Origin of the sequence: Stakelama pacifica, from assembly GCF_004361835.1 — a bacterium.
GTDB classification, from domain to species: Bacteria; Pseudomonadota; Alphaproteobacteria; order Sphingomonadales; family Sphingomonadaceae; genus Sphingomonas; species Sphingomonas pacifica.
Genome location: NZ_SNWD01000022.1, coordinates 1 through 17,712, shown reverse-complemented (window position 1 = coordinate 17,712; position 17,712 = coordinate 1). Strand labels below are relative to the sequence as shown.

At 61.9% G+C, this 17,712-nt stretch carries 16 protein-coding genes; 10 read left to right on the top strand and 6 right to left on the bottom strand.

What is annotated here, in order from left to right; translation table 11 throughout:
• Genes accD through EV664_RS18475 form a run of 3 tightly spaced genes read left to right on the top strand, consistent with a single transcriptional unit; the run spans nucleotide 1 to nucleotide 2,699 of the window.
• Nucleotides 1-855 carry an acetyl-CoA carboxylase, carboxyltransferase subunit beta gene (gene accD, locus EV664_RS18485; protein WP_133497128.1) on the top strand — a complete coding sequence of 285 codons (855 nt, stop codon included), beginning with the start codon at nucleotides 1-3 and terminating at the stop codon, nucleotides 853-855.
• A gap of 25 nt (nucleotides 856-880) precedes the next feature.
• On the top strand, nucleotides 881-2,203 hold the full coding sequence (locus EV664_RS18480) for a bifunctional folylpolyglutamate synthase/dihydrofolate synthase (protein WP_133497127.1): 1,323 nt from the start codon (nucleotides 881-883) through the stop codon (nucleotides 2,201-2,203).
• A gap of 46 nt (nucleotides 2,204-2,249) precedes the next feature.
• The gene (locus EV664_RS18475) at nucleotides 2,250-2,699 is read left to right on the top strand and encodes a DUF6628 family protein (RefSeq protein ID WP_229668386.1); all 450 of its coding nucleotides are present in this window, start codon (nucleotides 2,250-2,252) and stop codon (nucleotides 2,697-2,699) included.
• Here EV664_RS18475 and EV664_RS18470 read toward each other — a convergent pair.
• Entirely contained in the window at nucleotides 2,696-4,036 is a 1,341-nt protein-coding gene (locus EV664_RS18470; RefSeq protein WP_133497126.1) for an AmpG family muropeptide MFS transporter, read from the bottom strand. The two genes, EV664_RS18475 and EV664_RS18470, sit on opposite strands and share 4 nt — an antisense overlap.
• 90 nt (nucleotides 4,037-4,126) lie before the next feature.
• Entirely contained in the window at nucleotides 4,127-4,558 is a 432-nt protein-coding gene (locus EV664_RS18465; RefSeq protein WP_133497125.1) for a response regulator, read from the bottom strand.
• Nucleotides 4,559-4,794: 236 nt separating this feature from the next.
• Between EV664_RS18465 and EV664_RS18460 the strand changes: the two genes are divergently transcribed.
• Nucleotides 4,795-5,859, top strand: coding sequence for a pseudouridine synthase (locus EV664_RS18460; protein WP_373287537.1), 1,065 nt, complete (start codon nucleotides 4,795-4,797; stop codon nucleotides 5,857-5,859).
• Complete coding sequence (gene rsmD / locus EV664_RS18455) at nucleotides 5,856-6,401, top strand: 16S rRNA (guanine(966)-N(2))-methyltransferase RsmD (protein WP_133497124.1); 546 nt, start codon at nucleotides 5,856-5,858, stop codon at nucleotides 6,399-6,401. Before EV664_RS18460 ends, rsmD begins: the two co-directional genes overlap by 4 nt.
• A 2-nt stretch (nucleotides 6,402-6,403) precedes the next feature.
• On the opposite strand, the gene EV664_RS18450 is transcribed toward rsmD, so the two are convergent.
• The 3 genes from EV664_RS18450 to EV664_RS18440 all read right to left on the bottom strand — a co-directional run bounded on the left by EV664_RS18450 (nucleotide 6,404) and on the right by EV664_RS18440 (nucleotide 9,896).
• Nucleotides 6,404-8,362, bottom strand: a complete 1,959-nt coding sequence (locus EV664_RS18450) for a glycoside hydrolase family 84 protein (protein ID WP_133497123.1) — start codon at nucleotides 8,360-8,362, stop codon at nucleotides 6,404-6,406.
• A gap of 69 nt (nucleotides 8,363-8,431) precedes the next feature.
• Entirely contained in the window at nucleotides 8,432-9,709 is a 1,278-nt protein-coding gene (locus tag EV664_RS18445; protein WP_162848902.1) for an MFS transporter, read from the bottom strand.
• Nucleotides 9,702-9,896, bottom strand: coding sequence for a hypothetical protein (locus EV664_RS18440; RefSeq protein ID WP_133497121.1), 195 nt, complete (start codon nucleotides 9,894-9,896; stop codon nucleotides 9,702-9,704). Before EV664_RS18440 ends, EV664_RS18445 begins: the two co-directional genes overlap by 8 nt.
• A gap of 105 nt (nucleotides 9,897-10,001) precedes the next feature.
• Here EV664_RS18440 and EV664_RS18435 point away from each other — a divergent pair, with 105 nt between their 5' ends.
• Nucleotides 10,002-10,511: a hypothetical protein gene (locus EV664_RS18435; RefSeq protein WP_229668388.1), complete on the top strand. Its 510-nt coding sequence runs from the start codon at nucleotides 10,002-10,004 to the stop codon at nucleotides 10,509-10,511.
• A 162-nt stretch (nucleotides 10,512-10,673) separates the two neighbouring features.
• Nucleotides 10,674-10,877, top strand: coding sequence for a hypothetical protein (locus tag EV664_RS18430; RefSeq protein ID WP_133497120.1), 204 nt, complete (start codon nucleotides 10,674-10,676; stop codon nucleotides 10,875-10,877).
• Nucleotides 10,878-10,928: 51 nt separating this feature from the next.
• On the opposite strand, the gene EV664_RS18425 is transcribed toward EV664_RS18430, so the two are convergent.
• Nucleotides 10,929-12,587 (bottom strand): inorganic phosphate transporter, encoded by a 1,659-nt coding sequence (locus EV664_RS18425; protein WP_133497119.1) that lies wholly within the window; start codon nucleotides 12,585-12,587, stop codon nucleotides 10,929-10,931.
• 91 nt (nucleotides 12,588-12,678) lie between these two features.
• On the opposite strand from EV664_RS18425, the gene EV664_RS18420 reads away from it, so the two are divergent.
• The 3 genes from EV664_RS18420 to EV664_RS18410 all read left to right on the top strand — a co-directional run bounded on the left by EV664_RS18420 (nucleotide 12,679) and on the right by EV664_RS18410 (nucleotide 17,505).
• Nucleotides 12,679-15,048, top strand: a complete 2,370-nt coding sequence (locus EV664_RS18420; RefSeq protein ID WP_229668389.1) for an ATP-dependent helicase — start codon at nucleotides 12,679-12,681, stop codon at nucleotides 15,046-15,048.
• 27 nt (nucleotides 15,049-15,075) lie between these two features.
• Complete coding sequence (locus EV664_RS18415; RefSeq protein ID WP_133497117.1) at nucleotides 15,076-16,824, top strand: ATP-binding protein; 1,749 nt, start codon at nucleotides 15,076-15,078, stop codon at nucleotides 16,822-16,824.
• A gap of 303 nt (nucleotides 16,825-17,127) precedes the next feature.
• Complete coding sequence (locus EV664_RS18410) at nucleotides 17,128-17,505, top strand: glutathione S-transferase domain-containing protein (protein WP_133497116.1); 378 nt, start codon at nucleotides 17,128-17,130, stop codon at nucleotides 17,503-17,505.
• Nucleotides 17,506-17,712: the final 207 nt, after the last annotated feature.

Sequence of the window (17,712 nt, the reverse complement as noted above, 5' to 3'; positions counted from 1 at the left end):
ATGAGCTGGCTTAACCGCGTGCGCAACGCGATTCCGTTCATCACCAAGCGCGAAACCCCCGACCATCTCTGGCACAAGTGCAAGGGCTGCGGTCAGATGATCTTCACCAAGGAATATGAGGATAATCTGCACGTCTGCCCCAATTGCGACCATCATGGCCGGATCGGCCCGGCACAGCGTTTCGCGCAATTGTTCGACGATGCGAAATTTACGGTCCTCCCCGCCCCGCGCGTTACGGACGATCCGCTGAAATTCCGCGATTCGAAACGCTATACCGACCGGTTGAAGGCAGCGCGCGCCGATACCGGCGATCAGGACGCCTTTTTAAACGCGACCGGCGCGATCGACGGGCACAAGGTCGTGGTCGGCGTGCAGAATTTCGCATTCATGGGCGGCTCCATGGGGCAAGCCGTGGGCGAAGCCTTCATTCAGGGCGTCGAAAAGGCAATTGCGGAGCGCAGCCCCTATATCGTCTTCACCGCATCGGGCGGCGCGCGCATGCAGGAGGGCATTCTCAGCCTGATGCAGATGCCGCGCACGACCGTCGCCATCGAAATGCTGCACGACGCGGGCCTGCCCTATATCGTCGTGCTCACCGATCCGACCTCGGGCGGGGTGATGGCCGCTTATGCGATGCTGGGCGATGTCCAGATTGCGGAGCCCAAGGCGACGCTCGCCTTTACCGGGCGCCGGGTGATCGAAAGCACGATCCGCGAAAAGCTGCCCGATGATTTCCAGACATCGGAATATTATCGCGACCACGGGCTGGTCGACATGGTCACCCATCGCAAGGAATTGCGTGAGACGCTCGCCAAGCTGGCAGGCTATCTGACGCCCGATAAAAAGGCAGCCTAACCACAGTCTCGATCAGGGGCGGATCATGGCCGATCACGCAATTTCCGACCATCCGGCGGTGCAGCAGCAACTCGACCGGCTGATGGCGCTGGGGCCGGGTGCCGATATTCTGGGGCTGGACCGGATCACCCGGTTGCTCGATCGGCTCGGCAATCCGCACGATGCGCTGCCGCCGGTGTTTCATGTCGCGGGTACCAACGGCAAAGGGTCGACCTGCGCGTTTCTGCGCGCCGCTCTGGAGGCGGACGGCAAGCGGGTGCATGTTTTCACCAGCCCGCATCTGGTTCGCTTCAACGAGCGTATCCGGATCGCGGGATCGCTGATTTCGGACGATGCGCTGGCCGCGCTGCTGGGCGAAGTGCTCGACCGGGGCGGCGATATCGGTGCGAGCTTTTTCGAAGTCACTGCCGCCGCCGCATTCCTCGCCTTTTCGCGCGAACCTGCCGATGCGTGCGTGATCGAGGTCGGGCTCGGCGGCAGGCTCGACGCAACCAATATGGTCGCCGATCCCGCCGCCTGCGCCATTGCGCAGCTAGGCCTCGACCATCAGGCATTTCTCGGCGACACGATCGGCGCAATCGCGGCGGAAAAGGCCGGGATTGCAAGGGCCGGACGCCCGCTGGTCACGCTTTCTTACCCTGCTGAGGCTGCGCAAGCTGTTGCCCGGATTGCCGAAGAGCGCGGTGCCGATCTGCGCGCGCGGCAGCGCGACTGGGATCTGGAACGGACCGAAACCGGCATCACGCTGACCGATCCGCTGGGCAGCATCTCGCTTGCCGCGCCGATCCTGCCCGGCGCGCATCAGGCTTTCAATCTGGCGCTCGCTATCGCGACGATCCGCGCGCAGGACCGGGTGAGCGTCAGCGACAAGGCGCTGCTCGCCGCACCGATCGCCGCGACCTGGCCCGCGCGGATGCAGCGGCTGCTGCCCGGCCCGCTCACCGATCTGCTTGGCGACGGCTGCGAGTTGTGGCTCGACGGCGGCCATAATCCGGCGGCGGGCGAAGCGATCAGCACCGCGATAGCCGAGCGCGCCGCCGGGCGTCCGGTGCATCTCGTGTGCGGCATGCTGTCGAACAAGGATATGGCCGGGCTGCTCGCGCCGTTCGCATCCTTTACCGAATCGCTGACCGCGATACCGGTGCCGGGCCATGCCCATCATGCGCCCGAAACGCTTGCCGATGCAGCACGCACCCTTGGCATTGCGGAGACGCGCACCGCGGCGGACCCTGCATCGGCACTGTCCGCCATTCGCCGGAGCGGCGTCGAAAGCGGGGTGATCCTGATCCTAGGGTCGCTGTATCTGGCGGGCGAAGTTCTGGCAGCGAACGGAGAATTTCCCGACTGAGTTTATTGCTATTGACTTGCAATAACGGACATAGGAGGCTGTGCCCATGACGACACAGCCCTCCCCCTCGCCCGCCAGCCGCGCCATGCAGCCGCTTCCCCACCACCAGCCGGCGCATTCGCCCGCGCGAGTCCTGTTGTTCGTGATTCGGCGGATGGGCGCGCACGGGCTGCACGATGCGATGGCGGCGCAGGCGCTGTTCACCACCTTCGGCCCCAATTTTCGACGCCCGCTCACCCTGATCCGCACCCTGATGGCGGAAGTGTCGTCGGTGTCGGTCGATGCAATCCGGATCGCGCCTGCCTGTTGCTGCCGGATGACCGCCGATGAGGGCGCGCTGGTCGAATGTATCGTCCACAGCATCCGACGTCCGGGCCGCGCCGCGCTGATCGCTACCGATTTGCTGGGGCGGCGTGAGCCCGGCAGCGTGCTGATCGCCGCTGCCGCTGTCGCGGGCGCTTTCGAGGATCTCGGCGCGCCGCTCTGCCGGGGTTAGGCGGTTACATCTCCGCCCCGTGCGTCGCCCTCGCCTGCCGTGCCTGCGCTGCCGATCGAGCGGTCGACCAGCCCGGTACGCATCATCCATGCATAGAGCACCACGCCGGGAAGCGCCGCGAGCGTGGTGAGCAGGTAGAAATTCACATAACCGATCGCTTCGATCAGCGCGCCCGCCGTCGTACCGGTGACGATCCGGCCCACCACCGATGCAGCCGCCGAAATCAGCGCATATTGGAAGGCGGTGAAGCGCAGATCGCACAGCGCCGAAAAATAAGCGACGACCACGACTCCACCATAGCCGCTGGCGAAATTTTCGAACCCGATCGCGCCTGCCATGCCGAGATTGCTGTGCCCGGCACCAGCCAGCCCCGCGAAACTGACATTCGAAATCGCCATCAGGATCAGCGAGAGCATCACCGATCGCTTCATCCCCATGCGCGCGTACAAGATGCCGCCGACAAAGATGCCGATCAGATAGGCCCAGAAGCCGACCCCGACGTCGAAAAAGGCGATCTCGTCATTGCTGAACCCCAGATCGTCGAACAACAGGCGAAAGGTCAGGTTGGCCAGCGTGTCGCCGATCTTGTGCACCAGAATGAAGAGCAGCACGATGAACGCGCCTTCGCGTGCGAAGAAGTTCACGAACGGGTCCCATACCGTCCCGATCATCGCAGCCATACCCTTGCGCTCGATCGGCTCGCGCCGCCGATCAGGCTCTCCGACGATCAGCCCGGTCAGCATCGCGGGCAGCGCCAGCGCTGCGCAGACGATATAGGCCGCTTCCCAGCCCCAGCGCGCCGCAACGACCAATGCGATCGCGCCCGCCCCGGCCGATCCGATACGCCAGCCATATTGCGACATGCCCGATCCGACCCCCAACTGGCGGGGCTCAAGGATCTCGATGCGATAAGCGTCAATGACGATGTCGAACGTCGCGCTGGCGAACGCGACGAAAATCGCGGCCATCGCGGTTGAATAAATATCCTGTGTCGGCTGTTGCACGGCCAGATTGACCACCGCCGCGATCACCAGCGCGCCGGTAACGATCAGCCAGGACAAGCGCTGGCCCAGACGACCGAGCAGCGGAATGTGGATCGCATCGACGATCCACGCCCACGCCCATTTGAACGCATAGACCAGAAAAGCGAGGCTGAACGCCGTTACCGTCGATTTCTCGATATTCGCCTGAGCAAGCCGCGTGGTCAGCGTTGCGGCAATCATTGCGAAGGGAAATCCCGACGACACCCCCAGCGCAAAAGCAGCGAGCGGTGCCTTTTCCAGATAGGGTCGAACCGCATCCGACCAACGGCCCTGTTCGCTCACCACTTCGCTCATTACGCCTGTATTCCCAAAACCGGTATTATGAGCGCGCGAGACTAACGAAATCGCGAGCCAAGCATAGGGCCGATTTTTATCACCGCTACGTCAGGCGGCAGACGGGAAGAGACTGAAATTACCGGGCAGTTTCTTCGGCGTTCCGCCGCCTTTCACTGCGTCGATGGCGTCGATTGCGGCGATCAGGTCGCGCTGGCTATAGGGTTTGGAAAGACATCCCGCCGCGAACTCGCGGGCATCGGTGGGGCACGATCCGGTAACGAACAGCGCCGCTATTCCCCGGCCATGCGCGGCGCGCGCCACATCGATACCGCTGCCATCGGCGAGCCGCACATCGACCAGCACCAGATCTATCACTGCGCCGCCTTCGATCAGGTTCAGCGCATCGGCGACCGAATCGACGGTGGCGACGATATCGAACCCTTCATCGCCCAGAAAATGCTCGGTATCGAATGCGACCAGCGGTTCGTCTTCGACGATCAGAACATTGTGAATCGACCGCTTTTTTCTTCCGAACAGCATTTAAGTCCGCCACACCCCAATCAGAGCAGCCCCGATGCGGGGATCCCCCCGATCAACAATTTAGCAGCAGGTTCGTTTCGTGCCGCAAAGTTTTTGCACAGCCGCGCGAAAGCTTTATCAGGGCGGCTGTGTCCGCATCATCCAAATCCCCGCCCGGCGACGCCCGCGACAATAAGCAGCGCATCGCCAAATTGCTCGCTCGCGCCGGAATTGCGTCGCGGCGCGAAATCGAACGCATGATTGCCGAGGGGCGCGTCGCGCTCGACGGCAAGATACTCGATACGCCCGCGACGCTGCTCAAATCGCTTCACGGCGTTACCGTCGACGGGCAACCGGTACAGGCGGCAGCGCCGGCCCGGCTGTTCGTCTATCACAAGCCGTCGGGTCTGCTCGTGACCGAACGCGATCCCAAAGGGCGCCCGACCATCTATGACAAGCTGCCGAAGGATTTGCCGCGCGTGATGCCGGTGGGGCGGCTCGACCTCAATACCGAGGGATTGTTGCTGCTCACCACCGATGGCGAGCTGAAGCGGCAGCTCGAACTGCCCTCGACCGGGGTGGAGCGGGTCTATCGCGCCCGCGCTTATGGTCAGGTCACACAGGCCCAGCTTGAGGAACTGATCGAAGGCGTCGAGATTGACGGCGTGCGCTATGGCCAGATCGACGCCAATCTGGAACGACGCACCGGCGCCAATGTCTGGATCGAGGTGCGGCTGACCGAGGGTAAGAATCGCGAGGTGCGCCGCGTGCTCGAACATCTGGGGCTGAAGGTCAGCCGGTTGATCCGGCTTGCTTATGGCCCCTTCGTTCTCGGCGACATGCCGGTCGGCGAAGTCGGCGAGATTCGCCAGCACGATCTGGTCGCCTTCCGCAAATCCTTGTCGGGGAAGAAACGCGGCGACGAAAGCGCTGCTACGGTCGAGGCAGGGCCGCGCAAACGGCGCGATCGCGAAGCCGATAGCAGCGAAGATGCACCGGCGACAAAGCCGCGCCGCCCGCGCGCTCCGGCAACGCGCTCGCAATCGCCGCGCCCGCGCCGTGCCGATGGCCCGTCCGGCGAAGCGCCCGAACGCAAAGCGCGCCCCGCTCGCCCAAACCGGTCGGGCGACACGGGCTCGCCCGGGAAGCCCGGTGCGCAGCACGGCCGCGCGCGTCCGCAAAAAGCGCGCGATGACTCCGCTGCAGGCGAGGCTCCGCGCGGGCGCTCCGGCCAGCGACCCCGCAGCGACCGCCCTGGCAATGCGCGTCCCACCGGGGGAAAACCCCGCAGCCCGCGACCGGGCGGAGGCAAGCGCAAATGAGGATCATTTCGGGGCAATGGCGCGGCCGCCCGATCAGCCCGCCGCGCGGTGACACCACCCGCCCGACCGCCGATCGCACGCGCGAGGCGCTGTTTTCGATGCTGGCAAGCCGGGTCGGCGATTTCGATGGGCTACGCGTCGCCGATCTGTTCGCCGGATCGGGCGCGCTGGGGCTGGAGGCGCTGTCGCGCGGGGCGCAAAGCTGTATGTTCGTCGAACAGGAGCGCGGCGCGATCGAAGCGATCCGCGAAAATGTGCTCCGCCTCGGCGCGCATGGCGCGGATATTCGCGCGCAATCGGTAATGGCGCTCGGCCCCGCGCAGCAGCCGCTCGACATCGTGCTGATGGACCCGCCTTACGGTACCGGCGCGGGCAGCGTTGCACTTGACCGGCTCGCCCGATTGGGCTGGATCGCCGATCATAGCTGGATCAGCATCGAAACCGCGCGCGAGGAAGCGGTGAATGCCAAGGGCTTCACGGTGGATGCCGAGCGCAATCACGGCAAGGCGAAGCTCACCTTGCTCCGCCGCACCGCCGAATAGCCTTATTCTCCGCGCGCCCCGAAATCGATCGCGATCAGCCCCGGTGCGTCGGCAATGAACCGGTCGAGCACGCCGTCGGCCAGCTTCACCGGCCCGCCGAACCGGGTGGCGCCGGGGATCGTTTCGACCGCAGCCGCCTTTGCCGCGATCGCCTGCGCTTCGTCGAAATAGCGCGCCGCCGCGCCGCTGCCCCGGTTCGCAGCGGCAAGACCACTGGCGGTAAGCCGGAGCGCCGCGCCCCATTGCGCCATTGCGTCGAGCCATGGCTGCGCCTCTTCGATGAAGCTCGGATCGACCACCCCGGCGCGGATGATATCAGGCGCGGCGGCAAAGCGGTCCGCACGCTCGGCGAGTTCAGCGATCGCCGCCTCGCGCGCCGCCGCATCGCCGTTGGCGATTGCCGCGCGGACATGGTCGAACAGCGCCTGCAATTGCGGCGCCTGTTCCTGCCAGGGCTGGCTGCCGAAGGTCGGGGCAAGATGTTGCGTGTCGAACAGGGTCAGCAGCGCTGCGGTCGCGCGGGCATCACCGCCGGTCAGCGCGCGCGCCGCGAAACGCTGGCTGCGGTCCGGGTCATAGCCCTTTCCGTTCCACGCAAAGGAAACCACACCGGTCACTGCAGGACGGCTCGCCGCCTCCTGATTCATCGGGTTGGAGAGGATGCCCGAAAGCTCGCTGTCGAGCCCTGCCTCGCGCCGGACATAGGGGGCGAGCAGCAGCCGCCCGGCCGAGCTTGCATAATCATTGACCGGATAATTGTCCCACAGCAGCGTCTTGCGCCCGAACGCCTTCGTCGCTGCCCTTGCATCGGGAACCGAAATTGCGGGCGGCACGACATCGGTGCCGGTCCATTGCACGACGATTTCGGGGGTCAGATGCTGGCGAAGCGCGGCCTTATACGGGCTTTCCTTCGCGTCATAATATTCGGTCGGCACCATGATCAGCGGCAGCGCATTCTTGTCGCGCGCCTTTAGCCGCGCCTCGACCGCGTTCAGCAGATAGGATTGCGCGACGCCCGCCGCTTCCGGCCCGGAAGGCCCGAATTTCGCCTCGTCCGCTTCGCAATTCCATTTCTGATATTCGATATCATCGAGCGCGACATAAAAGCGATGCACGCCGATGCTGCGCAGCGCATCGAATTTGCGCTCCAGCGTGGCGAGGTCGGCAGGGTCGGAGAAGCACACCGTCGGTCCCGGGGAAATCGCATACACGAAATCGATATGATCGCGCCGAGCGCGCTCAACCAGCGCGCCCAGCGATTGCAAGGTCGCCGCCGGATAAGGCTCGCGCCAGCGATCGCGCGCATAGGGGTCGTCCTTGGGGCTATAGACATAGGTATTGGCCTTCACGCTGGCCAGAAAATCGAGATGCCGGTCGCGATCCGCCATCGTCCAGGGCTTGCCGTAAAAGCCCTCAATCGTCCCGCGGATTGGCATATCGGGATGGTCCTGAATGACCAGCGCCGGAATGCTCCCGCGCACCGCGAGCTGGCGGAAGGTCTGCAGGCTGTGGAACAGGCCGTCGCCGTCATGCCCGGCAAGCACGATCATGCCGCCGTTCGCTGCATCGGACAGGATCGTATAACCCTCGCGCCGGTCGTCGAGCGCCGCGCCGGCTTTGGCAAGCGCATCGCGGATCAGCGACGCATCGCCGGTGCCGATCACGATCTGCGGGTTGGCCGCCTTGTCCGACACCCGCCGTGCCGTGTCGATATGCTTCACCCCGGCCCGGTTGAGAATCTCGCGCAGGCGCGCGAGCGTATCCGCCTCGGTACCCGGCGCAGCGATCAGCGTAACCGCGTTGCCGAGCTCGATCGCACCGCCGGTCAGCGTCATCGATACCGGAGTCGGCACAATCGCGGGTCGGGTAACCACATCCGCATTCGCCGACGGCAAGGCGCTGAACGCAACCCCTGCCGCCAGAAGTGCGGCAAATCCGCGTCCCAATATCGCCTGTTTCATGCCCGACCCTCGGTACCTAATTGGTATTTCGATATAAGGGCTAATTAAATACCAAATCGCGGGCAAGCGTTAATCTGATCCTGTCCCCCCGCGCGGCGCGATCGCAAGACCGATCAGGCTGAGCATCCCCGCCGCGACCAGATACAGGCCGACCCACCCCAGTCCGCCGCGCTGCGCAAGCGCCTGTGCCGCGATCGGGGCGAGCGCACCGCCGATGATCCCGCCGACATTGAACCCGACCGAGGTGCCGGTATAGCGCACCTCCGCCGGAAACAGCGACGGCAGCCAGCCGCCGAGCGGGCCATAGGCAAAGCCCATCAACGTCAGCGTCAGCGCCAGCCAGGCGAACACCCCCCACGCGCTTCCCGATCCCAACAGCGGCCCCATCGACAGCCCCGAGGCGATCGTACCGATAAAACCGCATCCCAGCATGAAGCGCGCATGGACCCGGTCCGCCCCGGCACAGGCAATCACGATCCCCAGCGCCAGAAACAGGATCGCGCCGATCTGAAGCCCCAGAAACGCCTCGCGCCCATAGCCGAGGACGGTCGTGCCATAGCCGAGCGCGAATGCGGTCGCGAGATAGAACATCGCGAAACAGGCGATCACCCCCGCAGTCGCGGTCAGCGTCGCCCGGCCATGCCGGGTCAGCAGCGTCGCGATCGGCACTTTGGGAAGCTCTCCCGCCTCGGACGCCTCGGTAAAAGCAGGCGTTTCGACCAGCTTCAGCCGCACCCAAAGCCCCAGCCCGACCAGCACCGCGCTTGCCAGAAACGGCAGGCGCCAGCCCCAGTCGGCAAATTGCTGATCGGTAAGCAACCCGCCCAGAATGAGGAAAAAGCCGTTGGCGAGGATGAAGCCGACCGGCGCGCCCATCGGCGGGAACATGCCATAGCGATTCTCCCAGCCTTTCGGCGCATTCTCCACCGCCAGCAGGCTCGCCCCGCCCCATTCGCCGCCAAGCCCAAGACCCTGCCCGAACCGGAGCAGGCATAGCAGCAACGGCGCGATCCCGCCGACCATCTGATAGGTGGGCAGGAACGCGATCGCCGCAGTCGACCCGCCCATCAGCAACAGCGACGCGACCAGCGTCGATTTGCGCCCTACCCGATCGCCGAAATGGCCGAACACAACCCCGCCCAGCGGTCGGGCGAGAAAGGCAAGCCCGAAGCTGGCATAGCTCAGCATCAACTGCGCCGATGCCGAGCTTGCCGGAAAGAAGAGCGGGCCGAACACCAGCGCCGCAGCGGTCGCATAGACGTAGAAATCGTAAAATTCGACCGCAGTACCGGTCAGGCTGGCGAACAGGATGCGCGGCGTTCCGGGCTTGTGCAGCATGTCAGTCATCGACGCACACCGTGCTGCGGATCGCGGTAACCTTGCCCTCAGCATCGCGCTCGACATTCCGGCCCGGTTCACAGCCTTTCCGCTCGCCCGAAAAGCCGTCGGTCCGAAACCAGGTCCAGCCGAGCAGCACGACCGCCGCCACGACAAGCGCAATCACAAATCTGCGCCGAAATGTCCTGTCGTCCATTCACCCCTCCCCTGATGGGAGCCCCACCTAATCGCAAACCGGGCGGTTTGACCAGATGGCGCAGGGCAAGCGATGCTGACGAACTCCCGACGCGGGCAAGAAGCGATGCGCCGCTTCCCCCCGTCGTGCGATGCAACTATTCCAGTCATTGAAATGCGCCACACGCCCGAACCCCTGGCCGAAACGCTTAGCGCACTTGGCCCGATTCTGGCGCCGGCCCGCGAGCCATGGTGGATCATCGGCAGCGCCGCTGTCGCCTTGCATGGCGTCGATCCGGGCACGGTCGCCGATATCGATATCTTGCTCAGCCCCGGCGACGCAGCGCGCGTGCTCGCGACACTCGGGCTCGAAGCGCAACGGGGGTCGGGCAGCAGCAGATTTTGCTCCGAAATCTTTGCTGTCTGGCACGGCCTTCCCCTTCCGGTCGAATTTATGGCCGGGTTTCAATATCGTTCGGGCGGTAGCTGGCATACGGTTCGCCCGACCAGCAGGCAGAAAATCATGTTCGGAAACAGCGCGATATTCGTCCCCGCGCGCGATGAGCTCATCGCGCTGCTGTGCGGTTTCTGCCGGCCGAAGGATCGGATGCGCGCTGAACGCCTCGCCGATATTTGAGATAGTTCGAGCAGCACGACAACAGCTCGTCGAAACCGATCATCGTCTCAGCCCACGAACCGACGAAATGCGCCAGAAACGGCGACAAATGCCGTGCCTCGTTCATCAATTGGAAAGAACCGCGACCGCATACAAGCGTTGCAGGGAAAGAGGGAGCAGACCATGCGATATGAAGGTGTGAAACGCATATTCGTCGCCGCCATAATGGCGCTGTCCGCCGGTGCGGTGGTCGCTTATGCCAATCCCGTCCAGCGGGTAACCCACGATGCCGATACGCAGGTGTCGCAACTGGCGCAGACTGCCCGGACCATCGGCGATCTGGTGCTGGGGCACCCGCTCACCGGCCCGTTCAACCATCTCGGCTGATCGGGCTTCCGGCTGATCCGGCGGCGGATATATTCCGCCGCCAACTTTGCCTCATCCCAGATGAAACGCACGAACCAGCGCCAGGAGCAGCCAGTACAGGCCGCCCGACAGGATCATCGCGGCGGGCAGTGTCAGGATCCAGGCGAGCCCGATATTGCGCAGCGTGCGCTTTTGCAGGCCTGCACCCTGCCCCACCGACGCACCCGCCACACCCGATGTCAGAATATGCGTGGTCGATACCGGCATGCCATAGCGTTCGGCGAGCAGAATGGTCGATGCCGCGACCAGTTCCGCGGATGCGCCCATGCCATAGGTGAAATCGGTTTTGCCGATCCGCTCACCCACCGTCACCACGATGCGCTTCCACCCGACCATCGTGCCGAGGCCGAGCGCGATCGCGACCGTCACCTTCACCCAAACCGGAATATAACGCGTGCCCTTTTCCAGCGACGCCTGATAGGATTCGATCGATTGCAGATCGGACGCAGTGAACCGCGTTGCCGTATCATCGGCATGGGTGACCATCCGGCTGGTATCGAGCACCAGATACATGTCGTTGCGCAGGTTGCGGGTCGCCTCTGCGGGCACTTTGGCGAGCGAGCCATATTGCGAAACTTCCGTCGCAAGCTCGCGGCTTACCTGCCCCAACGCGGCATAGACCTTCGGATCTTCGACGTTGCGCTTTTGGAGGCTGTCGGAAAGCACGCTCCGCGCGCGGTTCGCCAGAATATCGGTGCCGTCGCCATGCGCGGAAAACACCCGCGCCGCCTTGTTCGCCGTCAGCACAAAACCGGCCGTCTCGCTCGCCGGCATCGTGCGGTTGAGCGCATAGGCCGTCGGCGCGCAGCCGATCAGGATCAGCATGATCAGCCCCATGCCCTTTTGCCCGTCATTGCCGCCATGCGCGAAGCTGACTGCAGTACAGGTGAAGATCAACAGGCAGCGGACCAGAAAGGGCGGGCGATCTTCGCGAGCCTTGGGTGCCTGAAGCATCACCTGATTTTTCGTCCGCTTCGACACCACGCGCACCGCGAACATCAGGATCAGCGCGGCGACAAAGCCGAGAAAGGGCGAAAAAAGCAGTGCCGAAAGCACTTTTTCCGCCTGTCCCCAATCGACGCCCGATGTGCCGGTCTTGCTGCCCGCCGCGATCAGCTGGTTGGCGAGACCGACGCCGAGGATCGAGCCGATCAGCGTATGGCTCGATGAATTGGGGATGCCGACATACCAGGTCGCGACATTCCACAATACCGCCGCGAGCAGCAGCGCGAAGATCATCGCAAATCCCGCCGCACTGCCGATATTGAGGATCAGTTCGACCGGCAGCAGCGTGATGATCGAATAGGCAACCGCGCCGGTCGATACCATCACGCCGAGAAAGTTGAATGCGCCCGACCACACCACTGCGATCGCGGGGGTCATCGACCGCGTATAGATTACCGTCGCGACGGCATTGGCGGTATCGTGAAACCCGTTCACGAATTCGAACGCCAGCGCGATCACCAGCGCCAGCCCCAGAAAGGCGAACACGCCAAGCGCCAGCGATTCGCCGACACCGCGCGTATCGGCGACGATGCTGACGCCGGCATAGACCAGTCCTGCGGCGATCACGCCGAAAAAGGCAAACCGTGCAATGGGATGGTGCCGGGTGTCGAGATGCACCCGGTTTGCGGGCTCCCCGGATACGGAGTCGAGAGCGATGGTTGCCATGGTTCACCGATTGGCCGCTTTGCATGACCGTCTTGTGACAATCGATTACCAACAGTTGCCCCGCGCGCCCTCGTTCCCTAACTGTTCACACGTGACCGACCTTAGCCCGACCCAAGCCGAACCGCCCTATCTGCGCGGCCTGAATGCACCGCAGCGTGAAGCCGTGCTTACCGTGGACGGCCCCGTCCTTGTCCTTGCGGGCGCGGGCACAGGCAAGACGGCGGCGCTTACCCGCCGCCTTGCGCATATCCTGTTCACCCGAAAGGCATATCCGAGCGAGATTCTCTCGGTCACCTTCACCAACAAGGCAGCGCGCGAGATGCGCCACCGCGTCGGGCAACTGGTCGGCGATGCGGTGGAGGGGATGCCATGGCTCGGCACCTTCCATTCGATCGGCGCAAAGATGCTGCGCCGCCATGCCGAACTGGTCGGGCTGCAGTCGAATTTCACGATTCTGGATACCGACGATCAGAAGCGGCTGCTCAAACAGCTCATTCAGGCGAATGACCTCGATGAAAAGCGCTGGCCCGCGCGGCAGCTTGCCGGGCTGATCGACGGGTGGAAGAATCGCGGGCTTACTCCCGGTGATCTCGATGCGGGCGATGCGGAGCAATATGCCAATGGTCGCGGCGCGGACCTGTATGCGCAATATCAGGAGCGGCTGAAGACGCTGAACGCCTGCGATTTCGGCGATCTGCTGCTCCACATGCTCACCATATTGAAGACCAACCGCGAAGTGCTCGAACACTATCAGCAACGCTTTCGCTACATATTGGTCGACGAATATCAGGACACGAATGCGGTCCAGTATCTGTGGCTGCGCCTGCTCGCACAGGAGCGCAAGAATATCGCGTGCGTCGGCGATGACGATCAGTCGATCTATTCCTGGCGCGGCGCGCAGGTCGAAAATATCCTGAAGTTCGAGCGCGATTTTCCCGGCGCTGCGGTCATCCGCCTTGAACAGAATTACCGTTCCACCCCGCATATCCTTGGCGCGGCGAGCGGTGTGATCGCCAATAATGGCGGGCGTCTGGGCAAGACGCTGTGGACCGAAATCGATGTCGGCGAAAAGGTCCGCGTGCTCGGCGTATGGGACGGCCCCGAAGAGGCGCGGCGCGTCGGCGAGGAGATCGAGGCGGCACAGCGCAGCGGCACGTCGCTCGACGATATCGCGATCCTCGTCCGTGCGCAGCATCAGACGCGCGAATTCGAAGACCGCTTCATCGCGATCGGCCTGCCCTATCGGATCATCGGCGGCTTCCGCTTCTATGAACGCGCCGAAATCCGCGATGCGCTGGCCTATCTGCGGATCATCAACCAGCCTGCCGACGACCTCGCCTTTGAACGGATCGTCAATACGCCCAAGCGCGGTCTGGGCGACAAGGCGGTGGCGCAGATCCACGCGCTTGCCCGTGCCGAGGGGGTGCCGCTGCTCATCGCCGCTGCCCGCCTGATCGGCACTGACGAATTGCAGGCGCGCGCCCGCAACGCGCTTGCCGCCTTTATCGGCGACATCCATCGCTGGCGCGACATGGCGTTTTCCTCCCCGGCACGGGGAGGGGGACCATCGCAAGGCGATGGTGGAGGGGGCGTGCCGCAAACCACTTCCGCCGCCCTGCCCCATCCCGAACTTGCGCGGATCGTGCTTGAGGAATCGGGCTACACCGCCATGCTTCAGGCGGATAAGTCCGCCGAATCCGCCGGACGGCTCGAAAACCTGACCGAACTTGTCCGCGCGATGGAGGAATATGAAAGCCTTGGCGCGTTCCTCGAACATGTCAGCCTCGTCATGGACAATGACGCGCTGGCCGAGGATGCGAAGGTCACCATCATGACGATCCACGCCGCCAAGGGGCTGGAATATGACACGGTCTTTCTGGTGGGGTGGGAGGAAGGGCTGTTCCCCTCACAACGCGCGCTGGATGAAGGTGGCATCGCCAGTCTGGAGGAGGAGCGCCGCCTCGCCTATGTCGCGATCACCCGCGCGCGCCGCCGCGCGACGATCCTGCACGCCGCGAACCGACGCATTTACGGCCAGTGGAACAGCAGCCTGCCGAGCCGTTTCGTCGGCGAATTGCCGCGCGAACATGTCGAGGAAGAAACCACCATGTCGGGCGGCGAAAGCCTGTGGCGCGCCAACTGGTCCGAACATGCCGACCCCTTCGCCAAAGCCGCGCGCAGCGAAGGACGCGGGCCGGGCTGGCAGCGCGCGGCAGGAAAGCTGGGCGGCGAATGGAGCAGCCGCACCTTCACCCGCGAAGCCCCCCGCGTCATCGAAAGCCGCGCCAGCGCGGTGAGTTTAGGCAATAAAGGCCGCGACGATATCGCGGTGGGGATGCGCGTCTTCCACCAGAAATTCGGCTATGGCCGGGTGGAAGAGATCGAAGGCAACAAGCTGGAGATCGAGTTCGAGCAAGCGGGCCGGAAGCGGGTGATGGACAGTTTTGTATCTCTTAAATAAACAAAGCCAAAATCTTAAGGTGGGGCGATGGCTGATTCTGAAATCATAGACCTCGAAGAAGACACGTCGCTGCATTCGGACCTGATCCGCAGAGTGCATAACTTTGCGCTCGGGCCGACCACCCCTTCCAACGCGTTGGTCCCAATGTTCGAAGCGATCTACAACGCAATCCACGCGATCCAGGACAAATTTGAAAGCAACTGGGCTGATCAGAGCCGAATTGACGTTGCGCTGATTACGGAACAAGAAGATGGCTTAAGCATCGAAGTTCGAGATAATGGCATCGGACTGACGCCCGCCAATTTCCGTTCGTTTCGTACATACGACAGCGGCTTAAAAGCCAAGAGAGGCGGAAAAGGCGTCGGTCGTCTTTCGTGGCTGAAGGTTTTTGACCACGCTGAAGTTACTAGCGTTTTCGAACACGAAGGTGTGTTTCTGCGTCGCGTGTTTTGGCTCACTTTGGATAACACGCAGCCAATTAAGAACCACAGGATAACCAGATCGGAATTCTCCAAATCTGGCACGACTGTCGTTCTCCGGAGAATGCGCCCAGAATATGCTCGTCATGTTCCAACCAAGACAGACACCGTGCTCCGCAAGGTCGTCGCTCACTTTCTTCCTTATCTTGTAGGGTCAGATAGGCCTTCGATATTTTTAGAGACTGATAACGAAAGCCACGATTTAGTAGATTTCTTAGGGACTAAGGAAGTGAACTTGGGTTCGGCAGACTTAGATTTGCCAAATAATGAATCAGCGCACATCGAACATAACCTGCTTGAGCGGGGAGTTATGGAAGGCGACGCCACGCACAAGTTTTACATTGCAGCAAATGGGCGTGTTGTTTCGGAGCACGATATTGGCGGCGCGCTTGGCCTGAAGACCTACATTGAGCGGGACGGCAATCGGTATGTTTATGCTGGCGTTGTGTCTGGAGATGCCTTCGATAAGTCAGTGAACGTGGAACGCACTGCTTTCGACATTAATACTGAGGTTATAGAAGCCGTCACTAGATCAGCCTTGTCAAAGGTTAAAGACATTCTGGCACCACAGATCAACCGAGTAATTGATAAGCAAGCCGAGCTAATGAAAAATGTTGTAAAGCGTTATCCTCGCTTTGCTTATATGGTTGAGAATCCGCGTGATTTTGTCGTCAATAGAGTTCCTCGCAACATGCGCTCCGCCGAGCAGATATATCAGCAACTTGCGATATACGACTATCGGGAAAATCGAGACATTGAGCGTCGCGTCGAAGTATTATCTAAGGCCGACAATGACGATGAAGATGTTATAAAGTCGGGCGTTGAATCGATAATTGGAAAGCTTACAAATCAAGAGTTTTCGGTACTTGCCGACTACACCGTGCGACGAAAGGTAATTCTTGATCTTCTTGAGCGGCGGCTTGGCTTCAAACCAGATGGATCAATGAAGCATAACTCGGAAGCGGCCTTACACAGCTTCGTCGTACCTATGCAGGTCGGCAATAATGATGTTCATGTTGAAAAACACAACCTGTGGATATTAGACGACAAACTGACCTACTATGAACACTGGGCGTCAGACAAACAAATTAAGAAACTCGTCGCCGAATCGGATTCACAGAGCCGTCCCGATGTTTTGTTATTTGGCGGACGAACTGCCTACCATCGACCTGGTACTGACCAGCCAGTCGTTTTGATAGAATTCAAAAAACCTGTCCGGAACGATTACTCAGAAGAAGAAAATCCGTTCACGCAGATTTACGGCTATATCGAAGAGTTACGGAAGGAAAGGTTTTAGACAGACAAGGCGGTTCCATTCAAGAGATCGATCAGAACACCCCATTTTTCTGCTATGTTGTTGCGGATATAACTCCAAACCTTCGAAAGTGGATGAGAATGGCGCAAATCAATGTTCCATTGCCGGGGGGCGGTGGATTTTATGGGTACAACGATGACTATAAGTCTTTTGTACAAGTTCTTAGCTATAAGTACGTACTCAAAGACGCAAGACTTCGAAATGAGGCCTTCTTTAAGAAATTAGGCATATAAACGGCTGTCTATTATTCTCCTACATAGCCATCTTTCTAGCCACCGGATTCCCATGACCGACACCCCCTTCCGCCCGCGCATCTGGCTGCTCAAAAGCTGCCCCTTTTGCCTGAAGCTGCGCATTGCGCTGTCCGAAATGGCGATGGAGGGCCGCGTCGAGTATATCGTCTTTGAAAAGGGCGATGCGGCGGAGGCGGATTTGCGCGCGCGCCTCACACAGGCTGGGATCACGCCAAGCTATCCGGCGGCGGAGGTTGCTCCGGGCGAATATGCCACCGAAAGCGACGATCTTATCGCCCGCTACGCCAGCGAAGTCGGGGTCGATCCCGAAACCGATCTGCCGCTGCTGCGCTATTATCGCGAGGGCGTCTTCCCCAAATTCCTCGACATGTTCCAGACGCTGAAGGACATGGGGCACGATCCCGCCTGATATCAGGTTGGGGCGAGCATGACGGACTGCCCTATCGTCATCGCAAGGCGCGCAGCGACGAAGCGATCCGGTGATCGCACGCCGCCGCTGGATTGCCGCGCCCCATCGGGGCTCGTGGTCTGAGCCCCTAGATTTCCTCCATTGATAGGTAGAGTCCGGCCTTCGACAAGGAGACGGACGAATGAAGCGATCGAGGTTCAGCGAGGA

Coding starts and splice junctions, on each gene's coding strand:
- EV664_RS18415 (WP_133497117.1), top strand. CDS start 15,076: ATGGCTGATTCTGAAATCATAGACCTCGAAGAAGACACGTCGCTGCAT.
- EV664_RS18435 (WP_229668388.1), top strand. CDS start 10,002: ATGCGCCGCTTCCCCCCGTCGTGCGATGCAACTATTCCAGTCATTGAA.
- EV664_RS18475 (WP_229668386.1), top strand. CDS start 2,250: ATGACGACACAGCCCTCCCCCTCGCCCGCCAGCCGCGCCATGCAGCCG.
- EV664_RS18410 (WP_133497116.1), top strand. CDS start 17,128: ATGACCGACACCCCCTTCCGCCCGCGCATCTGGCTGCTCAAAAGCTGC.
- EV664_RS18440 (WP_133497121.1), bottom strand. CDS start 9,896: ATGGACGACAGGACATTTCGGCGCAGATTTGTGATTGCGCTTGTCGTG.
- EV664_RS18425 (WP_133497119.1), bottom strand. CDS start 12,587: ATGGCAACCATCGCTCTCGACTCCGTATCCGGGGAGCCCGCAAACCGG.
- EV664_RS18465 (WP_133497125.1), bottom strand. CDS start 4,558: ATGCTGTTCGGAAGAAAAAAGCGGTCGATTCACAATGTTCTGATCGTC.
- rsmD (WP_133497124.1), top strand. CDS start 5,856: ATGAGGATCATTTCGGGGCAATGGCGCGGCCGCCCGATCAGCCCGCCG.
- EV664_RS18445 (WP_162848902.1), bottom strand. CDS start 9,709: ATGACTGACATGCTGCACAAGCCCGGAACGCCGCGCATCCTGTTCGCC.
- EV664_RS18460 (WP_373287537.1), top strand. CDS start 4,795: ATGATTGCCGAGGGGCGCGTCGCGCTCGACGGCAAGATACTCGATACG.
- EV664_RS18450 (WP_133497123.1), bottom strand. CDS start 8,362: ATGAAACAGGCGATATTGGGACGCGGATTTGCCGCACTTCTGGCGGCA.
- EV664_RS18430 (WP_133497120.1), top strand. CDS start 10,674: ATGCGATATGAAGGTGTGAAACGCATATTCGTCGCCGCCATAATGGCG.
- EV664_RS18480 (WP_133497127.1), top strand. CDS start 881: ATGGCCGATCACGCAATTTCCGACCATCCGGCGGTGCAGCAGCAACTC.
- EV664_RS18470 (WP_133497126.1), bottom strand. CDS start 4,036: ATGAGCGAAGTGGTGAGCGAACAGGGCCGTTGGTCGGATGCGGTTCGA.
- accD (WP_133497128.1), top strand. CDS start 1: ATGAGCTGGCTTAACCGCGTGCGCAACGCGATTCCGTTCATCACCAAG.